9 protein-coding genes and 1 pseudogene are annotated in these 10,490 nt (G+C 49.2%); 4 read left to right on the forward strand and 6 right to left on the reverse strand.

Annotated features, from left to right (window positions below; genetic code table 11):
* Positions 1-123: 123 nt before the first annotated feature.
* A pseudogene (locus V6C93_RS19920) lies at positions 124-495 on the reverse strand (reverse transcriptase N-terminal domain-containing protein); the annotation flags it as partial.
* Between the two features lie 808 nt (positions 496-1,303).
* On the opposite strand from V6C93_RS19920, the gene V6C93_RS19925 reads away from it, so the two are divergent.
* On the forward strand, positions 1,304-2,767 hold the full coding sequence (locus tag V6C93_RS19925; RefSeq protein WP_333478415.1) for a zinc metalloprotease: 1,464 nt from the start codon (positions 1,304-1,306) through the stop codon (positions 2,765-2,767).
* Positions 2,768-2,871: 104 nt separating this feature from the next.
* Positions 2,872-3,369: a hypothetical protein gene (locus tag V6C93_RS19930; protein WP_333478416.1), complete on the forward strand. Its 498-nt coding sequence runs from the start codon at positions 2,872-2,874 to the stop codon at positions 3,367-3,369.
* A gap of 157 nt (positions 3,370-3,526) precedes the next feature.
* On the opposite strand, the gene V6C93_RS19935 is transcribed toward V6C93_RS19930, so the two are convergent.
* The 5 genes from V6C93_RS19935 to V6C93_RS19955 all read right to left on the reverse strand — a co-directional run bounded on the left by V6C93_RS19935 (position 3,527) and on the right by V6C93_RS19955 (position 9,654).
* Complete coding sequence (locus V6C93_RS19935) at positions 3,527-3,940, reverse strand: fasciclin domain-containing protein (RefSeq protein WP_333478417.1); 414 nt, start codon at positions 3,938-3,940, stop codon at positions 3,527-3,529.
* A gap of 199 nt (positions 3,941-4,139) precedes the next feature.
* On the reverse strand, positions 4,140-5,120 hold the full coding sequence (locus V6C93_RS19940; protein WP_333478418.1) for an ABC transporter ATP-binding protein: 981 nt from the start codon (positions 5,118-5,120) through the stop codon (positions 4,140-4,142).
* A gap of 129 nt (positions 5,121-5,249) precedes the next feature.
* Positions 5,250-5,759, reverse strand: coding sequence for a DUF1772 domain-containing protein (locus V6C93_RS19945; protein WP_333478419.1), 510 nt, complete (start codon positions 5,757-5,759; stop codon positions 5,250-5,252).
* Positions 5,760-5,895: 136 nt separating this feature from the next.
* The gene (locus V6C93_RS19950; RefSeq protein ID WP_333478420.1) at positions 5,896-8,250 is read right to left on the reverse strand and encodes a transglycosylase SLT domain-containing protein; all 2,355 of its coding nucleotides are present in this window, start codon (positions 8,248-8,250) and stop codon (positions 5,896-5,898) included.
* 171 nt (positions 8,251-8,421) lie between these two features.
* The gene (locus V6C93_RS19955) at positions 8,422-9,654 is read right to left on the reverse strand and encodes a pentapeptide repeat-containing protein (protein ID WP_333478421.1); all 1,233 of its coding nucleotides are present in this window, start codon (positions 9,652-9,654) and stop codon (positions 8,422-8,424) included.
* A gap of 73 nt (positions 9,655-9,727) precedes the next feature.
* On the opposite strand from V6C93_RS19955, the gene V6C93_RS19960 reads away from it, so the two are divergent.
* Both V6C93_RS19960 and V6C93_RS19965 read left to right on the forward strand, forming a co-directional pair.
* Positions 9,728-9,952: a hypothetical protein gene (locus tag V6C93_RS19960; RefSeq protein WP_333478422.1), complete on the forward strand. Its 225-nt coding sequence runs from the start codon at positions 9,728-9,730 to the stop codon at positions 9,950-9,952.
* 5 nt (positions 9,953-9,957) lie between these two features.
* Positions 9,958-10,490, forward strand: a 533-nt coding sequence (locus V6C93_RS19965; RefSeq protein WP_333478423.1) for a 2-dehydropantoate 2-reductase N-terminal domain-containing protein, incomplete at its 3' end; no start/stop codon positions are given.

Here is a 10,490-nt window from a genome sequence, read left to right on the forward strand (position 1 = left end):
ACTTTCGCAGAGAGTTCAGGGCTGTGGAATATGAGGGCTTGCCATTTCCTAACTAATCGAGCAATATGTCAGGCATCACCGAAACATCCCTAAAGCTTATTGAACAGAGGTGCAATGTGAATACACCATCGGGATACCCAAGGGGCGTTTTTCTTCACTTCCAGGCTTGGGAATCCATACCCGTCGTGTTGGTTTGACCCTTGATTTTAGTTTTAAGTTGGCAACTAGGGCGAGACGTGCTGCTGGGGATAGCGACTTGATGCCATCCACTCCTGCTGTCTTCTTGCCATTGTTGTCTTGTGTTACCCGACGAACCGAGAGACACTTTGCTGACCAAGAGCGCATCAAGGTTTTCTGTAGTTTCCGGACTGCCTTGACATCACCACGCTGTGAGGCTTTGTAGATTCGCGTTTGGAGCTTGAAAACCACACGTTCTAACTTTCGCCAGGGTGCGTCCTTCCATTCCACCGTCAGATTGTTCTGCGTTTTAGACATATATACTCGGACTAACAACTCTACATTCCAAATCACCGTGTCTCTGTCTGCATATCCCCCGCATTACCAGGGGCATTGGCTTCTGAGACAATCCCACCCTCCTATAGCATCCGGTTAGCACCTGCTCCTGGTATTCGACCTCCAGGAGAGCTTATGGAAGGGTTACTTCGTTCCTGATAACCATTGTTTGAATCTTTAGAGTGATGCTGTCCACCGGGTTTTGTGGGGATGCTTACTGGTCATTCGGGGAATTGCCAGCCCCATAAGCCTTTACCTTTTGGTCTAGCCTGTCAGCCTGATTTGGCTAGTTCTAAATGACGATGGTTCAGACGCATCTTCAAGCGATTGCTTTACTCATGGATTCTTGCAAGACGGGTTTCCAGATTTAGGCTTCCAGATACCGTCCTATTACCCCGCTGCATTGGTCAGTTGAGGTTGCTAGTCTCTCCTGTGGGGGATATGCTGTCACCACTAGCATCTATGGGGAGGGACTTAAACGTTCTAGGATACTGGTTTTTCACCCTCATGGTTATCAAGTTGTCAAGGTTCTGTTTGAACCAGGCGGTCATCCCCTCAAAGCCTTTATAGGGATTGGGTTTCAGACCAACGAATCACAGCCCCGCCTTTTAGGCGGGGGATGAATGAATGCTTTGCGTACTGTTCAGTTCAAGTGACATAGATTTAATGCTGAGAAAAAGTACCCACTAGGGTACCGCCCCGCTCTGGTGAAATTACTGATAATCGTGCATAGCTGCTTCGCGGTCAGATTACAAACCGTGAGCATTTTCCTAGTAAAGGAGTCAGGTAAATGACTGTCGGCTTACCCCAACAACGCAGTTGTGGCACGATGAGTGTCCATTATCGGCTTTTAACCACCGATCTAACCTACGCGAGAAACCGACGAGAAATTGAAAACCGCACACTGGAATATGCACGACGTGGATTTGATGCTGCCAGAAGCGGCATCACAGTTATCCCTGTGGTCGTTCATGTTGTCTATAATACCCCTGAGCAAAACGTTTCAGAAGAGCAAATTCGCAGTCAGATTGATGTATTAAATCGCGATTTTCGCAAGCAAAATTCAGATATTGCCTCAATTCCGGCTGCTTTTCAACCCTTGGCAGCAGATGCCCGGATTGAGTTTGTCCTGGCAACCACTGATCCTAATGGCAATCCCACCAACGGCATTACCCGAACCGCCACCACCGCAACAGGATTTGCAGATGATGATCGCGTCAAATCGGCGGCAACAGGGGGTGCAAATCCGTGGCCGAGCGATCGCTACTTAAACATCTGGGTCTGCCAGATGAGTGGGGGGTTGCTGGGCTACGCTCAGTTCCCAGGTGGTCCGGCTGCCACCGATGGCGTGGTGATTACCCATACTGGCTTTGGCACCATCGGCACGGCAGCCGCCCCTTTTAACTTAGGTAGAACCACAACCCACGAAATTGGTCACTGGCTGAACTTACGTCATATTTGGGGAGATGATGGCAACGGCTGTAACGGCAGTGACTTTGTCAATGACACGCCCAACCAAGCAGGTCCGAACTTCGGCAAGCCTAGCTTCCCCCGTGTGACTTGTAGTAATGGCCCTAATGGTGATTTGTTCATGAACTACATGGACTACACCGATGACGCTGCCATGTTCATGTTCACCGCAGGGCAGGTTGTAAGAATGCAAGCCGTGCTAGATAACGAGAGAGCTAGTATTGGTACAACGCGCAGCGACGATAATTTCTACCAGCTCCACAGTGGTGGTGCCATTTGGAAGTACACAGGAACTCCATGTTCGGGAGATAGCTGTCCCGGTTGGCAGAAGCTAGATAACAACTCAGCCACCGTTGCCATTGCGGCAAGCGGCAATAATCTCTACCAGCTCCACAGTGGTGGTGCGATTTGGAAGTACACAGGTACTCCATGTTCGGGAGATAGCTGTCCGGGTTGGCAGAAGCTAGACAACAATCCAGCCACCGTTGCCATTGCGGCAAGCGGCGATAATCTCTACCAGCTCCACAGTGGTGGTGCGATTTGGAAGTACACAGGCACTCCATGTTCAGGAGATAGCTGTCCGGGTTGGCAGAAGCTAGATAATAACCCAGCTACCGTTGCCATTACGGCAAGCGGCAATAATCTCTACCAGCTCCACAGTGGTGGTGCCATTTGGAAGTACACAGGAACTCCATGTTCGGGAGATAGTTGTCCCGGTTGGCAGAAGCTAGATAATAACCCAGCCACCGCGAAAATAAGCAGTAGCGTAGGTATATCAGAGTAGAGCTTCCAGAAATTGTGTTAGCTAAGCCGGATGTTCACCAGTCTGGCTTAGTTTGATGATTCCGATGGAGCTCATATGGTGTCGGGCAAATCACCCATAATAGGATGGGCAAACAACTGCTGCGATCGCTGTCTTTTCGGGTTAGCTTGTGTATTTGGAGCATCATACTCCCTTTAGCCCACGCTGTGTCCGCTCCTTGGCAAATTGAACACAACGCCAGCATTACTCCACCCACTATCGTTCAGGTAATTCCCATGACTTTACCAAGCCAAATTTTTAGGCGGTGGACGCATTCCCGCGAAGAAGATGTGGGAGACACCCTCGTTTATCGACCGAGCGACTATCCATTTCCACCCGCACGAGGTCGGGAAGGGCTAGAATTCCGCGAGAATGGAGAATTCATTCGCTACCAGATTGGTTCCACGGATAGAAGCTTAGCAACTCCTGGAAGATGGAGTGTTCAGGAAACCAACAAGGTAAAAGTTCAGTTTCCCAATCAATCCGCTTCATTGCAAACATTGACAATTTTGGAATGTGATGAACAGATCCTTAAAGTGAGGCAAACAGCAGAGGTAACAGCCAGTGATACCCAACACAAATGAAGCTGGGTAGAATAACTGTCTCTAAAAGGAGCTTGAAGCAGGGCTGTATTTTACCCAACCTCATTTCTGATTGGTATGACTACCTCCTGATAATGATCTCGGCATGATTATCAGGAGGAAATGCAATTGGCAATCATGGATATAGAACTTTGGAAGGTCAAAACTCCATAATTGCTGGCATCACAACTGAATCGATAGCGTGAATCACACCGTTGTCGGTGAGAATATCAGGTTGCAATACGCTTGCCTGATTGACCTTATAGCCGTTGGAGCTATCAATCACAAGGACTGAACCCTCAATCGTTGGTGCTTCATCGATTTCAACTAGGTTATCGCTTCTCACATCCCCAGGGACAACGTGATAAGCGAGAATTTTCTTGAGCTTCGGGATATCTTGTAGCAACTGTTCTAAAGCTCCCTCTGGCATTTGATTAAATGCCGCATCAACGGGTGCAAAGACTGTGAAGGGACCTTCCCCCTTCAGGAGTTCTACCAAATCGGCAGCCTCAACCGCCTTGACTAGCGTGTTGAACGTACCAGCGTTGGCGGCAGTCTCGACGATGTCAGCCATAAGTTTTTTACGGTGTAAAAGAGTGTTCTGTTTTAAGAGTTACAGCAGTTCACGCTGAACAGGCATCTTTCAAAGGTTGGACTTGGGGAAAAGAGTTGAAGGTTGAAGGTTGAAGTTTTGAAGGTTGAGGGTTGAAGGTTGAAGGTTGCAGGTTAGTAAGTTCAACTTGCTAACTTTCAACTCCTCTCCCCAATGCCAATCAAGTGCTGGCAATGATGCCCCGTTCCTGTAACTGCTGCATGAAAAACTCTTCTAAAGTGTTGCGCTCAAGGTTCATAGAAATCAGTTTGGCATCCATTAGGCGCAGGGTAGCGAGGAATTCTTGAGGGTCGCCGTGCAATTGACCGTACCAGGAATCCGCTTCAAAGGCGAGTCCCTTAACCCAGCGTTTGACGATGTCTAAATTACCGTCTTTGCCTCTGACGTGGTAAGTTTCAGTGGTACCGAGTAGGTCATCGAGAGAACCGCTACAGATTAATTCTCCATTAGCCAGGATAGCGACGCGATCGCAAATTTTTTCGACATCCGACAGTACATGGCTATTGAAGAAAATCGTCTTCCCTTGGGCTTTGAGCGAGAGAATAATCTCCCGCATCTGATAACGTCCCATTGGGTCAAGTCCAGACATCGGTTCGTCCAGAAACACCAGTTCTGGGTCATTAATCAGAGCTTGCGCCATTCCAATACGCTGGAGCATTCCTTTAGAATACTGCCGCATCTGCTTTTTCCGGGCATCTAACTTAGACAATCCCACTAAATCGAGTAGTACAGGAATTCGCTGTTGTCGAATGTCGGGTGGAATTTCAAATAGCTCAGCTGTAAACTGCAAAAACTCCCACCCGGTGAGATAGTCGTAGAAGTAGGCGTTTTCTGGCAAATATCCGACTCGTTGCTTGACTTGTGTATTGCCGATGGGACTTCCGAGTAACCATGCTCGTCCTGATGTTGGACGTACAATTCCCAACAGAGTTTTCAAGAGCGTCGTTTTCCCTGCACCATTGGGGCCAAGCAAGCTAAAGGTTTCTCCCTGATAAACGGTAAGGGTGAAGTTTTTCAGAGATTCTATTTTTTGATTTAACCAGAAACCTGTACGATAGACTTTCCTCAGTTCAGAAGTCTGAACAACTGGTATCCGGTCAACAACAGTTAGTGTGGCTGGCACATCGGCAGTAGAATCCATCCTGGTATTAGCGATAGCGCATGTTTCCTCAGTCTCATCATTCCCTATTTTGCCGATTTTCGTGTCAACTCAGAAGATTCTCTTGGAGGAAGCCGTACCATAAACGACTGGGCACATTCTCCACCAATTCTAGGGTTTCGCCACTGGATAACAGAGCGCGATGGTGAGCGATGCCGCTGCCCCCAGCGCCGCTGCCGCCCGAATGTGGTTCCAGAACGTCCAGTTGCCAAGATAGCTGGCCCATAGGTTTGCGCCGTTAGTGCTGTCCGCCTCGACCTTTGCCAGCGCCTCGTTCAGCGGCACATTGAACACGATAGTCACCAGAATGGTGCCGACGAGATAGAGTACGCTGCCCAGGAGCAAGTAAGCGGCACCGGGTTGATGCCACTTTAACACTGAGGAGACAGCCAAAACGATACAAGCCGCAGCTGTTCCGAACAACACCGTCATAAACAACGGATTGATCGCCGTGATATTAATGGATTGCATAGCGGCAATACCTTGCGTCGGCTGGAGTCGGGCAAGGGCGCTCATCACGAAGGACGAGAAGGCGAAGAAGACTCCGGCTATCAGCCCGCAGCCCAGTGCAGAGCAAAGCTTTAATGCGAACTGCTGTTGAGTGATCAGATCTTGCAGCATCGCCTTATACACAGTTACTTTCAAACATAGTAGTTGAGACAGATGCCCAGACGCGGGGACATAGAGAAGATAATCAACATTTTCTTACACACAGATTGCACCTAAAGGCTGTGGCATTCCCCTCTCATCTTGACTTTTAACGACGCATTGCAATTGACGGGTTAGCCGTGTGCTGAGCAACCTGCTGAGCCACCTGAGGGTCGTACAGCCGCAAATAATTCCAGTAGTTGCCAAAAACCTGCTTGACGTAGTCTTGAGTCTCATCAAAGGGGATGGTTTCCACAAATTCATCGGGGTCTATCGGCCGTTGATTTTGTAGCCATCTCGACAAGTTTCCCTGACCGGCGTTGTAACTGGCAACAGCAAGTAAGGAATTATTTTTAAATACCCTATGAGTCTGGTCGAGGAACCAGGTACCTAGCTTAATGTTGTCATTGGGATTTTCGAGAGCATATTTTTTCAAATTTATCTCTTTAGCAGCCCAGGCTCCTGTACTAGGCATCATCTGCATTAAGCCAACAGCACCAGCCTTAGAACGAATGTCTGATTTAAATCGAGACTCTTGGCGAATTAGAGCGGTCACCAGGAGGGGATTCAAATCACGCTGTTGTGCCTGCTCTTCAATAACCTCCACAAACGGAAACGGATACAAGGTGTGCCAGTAAGCAACTTGTTGCTTGATTTGTTGGTATTCAGCTTGCTCTTCCGGAGTATCTCGATCCTCCAGCTTGGAAATTTTGGCAATGCCTTCTAAGTAGTCACCCACACCCACGCGCATGATGCCATCCGTGAACTGTTCGGCTACAGTTGGCTGCAAGCGGTTTTGAAATTCTGCTTGCCAGAGTGTCCAGGCATCCTGGTCTTGACCCAGCTGGTACAATTCTTTCAATGCGGGAGAACCGACAGGCAGTTCGGGCCGCATGGTAGGCAACACCACTTGGGGGTCTAATTGGCGCACAGTGGTGAAGTCTCCAACATTCCAGCCTAGCTGCACAGCCGATCGCCAAGCGTAGTACGATTGGGGGTATTTGGCGATTACCTGCTCAAACGCGACTTTCGCCTGCTGCCTAAGCCCTAGCTTGCTAGCCCATTTCCCGACCCAAAAGCCCGCCTGACGAGCTGGCTCACTGTTGGGGTTAGATACCATAATTGGCCCAGCCCATTGCAACGCCGCTCCTAAATCTCCAGCCTTGGCCTTAGTTTTAGCCATCCGCCATCGATAGTCTGCCGCCGCATCCGAATTACCATGCTGGGTGAGCAACAATTCACGAGCTTGGTTAGCGGCTTGGGCAATACCGATGCCATCGAGAATTTCAGCTCTTGCTAACAAGGCTTCACCTGCACGTTCAGGGAATTGCTGAATAACTTGGTCAAGAGCCGGTATTATGTCTTCACTCGGTTCGAGAGTTGCCAGTTGGATTAGGGCGCTAGCTGTTTCTTCGGCATTAGGGAAGTCACGCACGAGTTCTTTATAGGCGCGTTTAGCCGATTGGGATTTGTGGGCGTACTGGAGTGCAAGAGCCGAGAGGTAGGCGTTGCGCGGTGTGTGTTCAGCTTTGGCATACGCAGCACTGGCTTGACTGTATTTGCGCTCATTCCAGTAGCCGAGTGCGATCGCTTCCCAATCTTTGGGTTGAATGAGGGTACGGGCTTTCTTGCTTTGGGAGTGACCGTATTGACTCACCAGCCGATCTAAGACTGAGCTAATATCGGGTGAGTCAAACGTATACCTTGCCAGTAATACCATCAGTTGGGGCTGATTGGGATTTTGCTGGAGCTGCTGTCTGGCGATTGCCAGGATGCGGGGATGAGACGGAAATTTCTTAAGCGCTCGCTCCCAGTATTGCGGATCGTCGGGGGAGAAGGCATACCAGTGCCGTGCAATTTCTAGAAGGGGATTGCTATGATACTCCTGCTTCGCTTTTTCCCAATATTGGGGATTAGCAGACCATAAGGCATACAAGGCTTCGGCTGCCACCGGCTCATCGGAGTATCGTTTGAGAACATCCTCCCACGCTAACCGAGCTTTGGCTTGGTCTGGTATGAGTTCGTAAGCTTGCGCTCGTTTTACAGCAATCTGTGCTGCCAAGACAGGATAGTCCCACTCTAATCCTTCCAACCATCGAAGGGCTTGTTTCCCTTGTTTTTGTTCTATTAAATCCGCTGCCAATAGATAACGGGCACGAACACGATCCAGGGATTGTGGGCCAAATGCGATCGCTTCCAATTGCGCCGCACGCTTTTTGGAGGGTAGCGAAACGAGTTGAAGGACTGGCGTATTGACCTGTTTTCCCTGTAATACGGGGCTTTGTTCCTGGAACGGCAGCCCCATACTCCATTGGTGTATATGGCTGCTATACTTCGTTCCTACAAGGGTTGCTCCCATCAGCAGTGCACATAGTCCAGCACCAGAAGCCAGTACAAGTTGTTTCCTCCGTCGCTCAAGTCTTGAAGGACTGTAGCGCGAGAAAATCAGACGTGACTTTTGCATAGAACCTCTTGGTGATGCATTCCCCTCCCAGCTCTGACTGAGCCTAGTGCGAGCTTTGTTATGAAGAATACCAGTTGTGCAACCCAAACTCACAGTTAGTTGCTTGGATTGACCTATTGAATATTCTTAGGATAATCAGAGCATGACAACAATCTTAAGACAGATTAAGAATCACTGCGGAGGTTCTGGTCTAGGTCGTCTTTTTTTTCCTAATCGCTTGAATACATACTCATACTGAACTTTATCAAACTTCGTCTCACTCGTAATGCCCCAATCCTCAATCCAGGCTCCTGCAAGATGAGCCCCCGTCAGATCGGCTCCGTCTAAGTGCGCCTGCATAAGTTTTGCTCTCGATAAATTGGCTGACTGTAAATTAGCATCACTGAGGTCGGCACCCACAAAGCTAGCCTCGACTAAGTTGGCTCCCCGCAAATTTATCCCTCGCAGAGATAAATTGTCAAAATTTTGCTTCTCTCCTTCTCCAATCACAACCAACTGCCGAACTTGTTCATTTTCCAGATAAGTTCTTCCCACACAAGCGAAGGATAGCTTTTTTGCCTGGAACCAACAGGTGCGAGTTAGATTCGCCCTTCTAAAATTTGTGCTTTCGAGTGTTGCCTGGGTGAAATCAGCATCTGTTAAATCAGCTCCTCGAAAATTGCTGCCACCAATGGCGGCAAAGGAATTAGTGAGCCTGCGAAGAAACATATATTTTTTTTCTCCAGCTAAGGCTTTCCAGCTCACAGAAGCAGACAACCCCGCTGCTGCCATTGCTACAGCCACAGCCACAGCGGCTGATACACTCCCCACCTCTGCCGTTGTTCCAGAAGAGTCTATGGCGACACTCATACCCGATGCCGCCGCTGCGGCTCCCGCTACTACTACAGCTGAACCCGCTCCAGCGCCTGCTCCTGCGGCTGATGCAACCATCGCGATCGCAATGGCTACTGCTGCGGCTGTCAAGGCTGAGATAACCACAGATCCTGCTCCCGCTGCCCCCAACGCTGCCGCCGCCGTAACCCCCACCGCTACCAGCACTCCGATTGCAATTACTAAACCTTGGCGGATACTGACCGTGATGAAAACTGCTAAGGTGATTAAGACAACGACACCCGCCAGAACGTGAATCGGGTCTTGACGCGTTAGCGCGGTTCCTGTGATAACGCCTACGAAGGCAGAAGCTAATCCTGATAGAGCCGATAGCAATAAAGAAATGCCTAATAAAATAATGGCCCAACCCGGTTCCCGTCCCGCTTGGGTCTGACTAAAGTTGGCTTCCACGAGAAGGGCGTTGGTAAAATCGGCTCCTCGAATATCAGCGTAGCTAAAATTGGCACCGACAAGGTCTTTCCTCCCTTTGAAAGATCGACCTCGGAGATTTTGACCGGAGAAGTCCAAAGTCATGTTGTAGATGCACGGCACTATGGCACATTGATTGATAAAGGCATACCATAAAACTTGAATTTACAGGAAACTTATGGAGCGCTCAAAAATTGTAGCCATTGTTACAGGGGCGATTTCTTTACTACTAGCGATCGCCTATCTCATCTTGGTTCAGCTCTTAGATTTTCGGGGTGAGATGATTCCCGCTCCAGTGAGTCAGCTCGCGCCAACCGTGGAAATGGCTTCGGAACACTCACTCGATAGGGTTGTCCTTCACCCCCCAACTCTTTTACCACTGGAAGCGATACTGATCAAGTGAATTCTATGGCTCCAATAAAGGCTCGCCGTTATGCCATCCTGGGGACGGGTGCGTTAGTTGGGTACTACGGTGCTTGCTTGCAACGAGTAGGTCTAGAGGTACACTTCCTGCTGCATCGCGATTACCAACACGTTAGAGAGCAGGGTTTAGTGATTCAGTCGCCAGATGGGGACTTCACTCTCCCCTATGTCAATGCTTATAATGATGCCGCCAAGATGCCAGCTTGTGATGTGGTGATTGTGGCACTCAAGACCACACAAAATCATCTACTACCTGACATGCTGCCCCCTGTAGTCAAAGACAACGGTGTTGTTTTAGTGCTGCAAAATGGCTTAGGGATAGAACAGCAAGTTGCCGCAATTGTTGGCTCAAAACGGGTGATGGGGGGATTATGTTTTCTCTGTTCCAATAAAGTGGGGCCAGGACATATCCACCACCTTGACTACAAACAGATTACTCTGGGCGAATATCTCCCAGACTATCAACCTGGTGGCTTAACAGAGCGGATGCGTCAGATTGCCGATGATTTTGAACGTGC

It is taken from the genome of Allocoleopsis sp., from assembly GCF_036703385.1.
Lineage (GTDB): Bacteria > Cyanobacteriota > Cyanobacteriia > Cyanobacteriales > Coleofasciculaceae > Allocoleopsis.

Coding starts and splice junctions, on each gene's coding strand:
- V6C93_RS19960 (WP_333478422.1), top strand. CDS start 9,728: ATGGAGCGCTCAAAAATTGTAGCCATTGTTACAGGGGCGATTTCTTTA.
- V6C93_RS19945 (WP_333478419.1), bottom strand. CDS start 5,759: ATGCTGCAAGATCTGATCACTCAACAGCAGTTCGCATTAAAGCTTTGC.
- V6C93_RS19950 (WP_333478420.1), bottom strand. CDS start 8,250: ATGCAAAAGTCACGTCTGATTTTCTCGCGCTACAGTCCTTCAAGACTT.
- V6C93_RS19935 (WP_333478417.1), bottom strand. CDS start 3,940: ATGGCTGACATCGTCGAGACTGCCGCCAACGCTGGTACGTTCAACACG.
- V6C93_RS19955 (WP_333478421.1), bottom strand. CDS start 9,654: ATGACTTTGGACTTCTCCGGTCAAAATCTCCGAGGTCGATCTTTCAAA.
- V6C93_RS19925 (WP_333478415.1), top strand. CDS start 1,304: ATGACTGTCGGCTTACCCCAACAACGCAGTTGTGGCACGATGAGTGTC.
- V6C93_RS19930 (WP_333478416.1), top strand. CDS start 2,872: ATGGGCAAACAACTGCTGCGATCGCTGTCTTTTCGGGTTAGCTTGTGT.
- V6C93_RS19940 (WP_333478418.1), bottom strand. CDS start 5,120: ATGGATTCTACTGCCGATGTGCCAGCCACACTAACTGTTGTTGACCGG.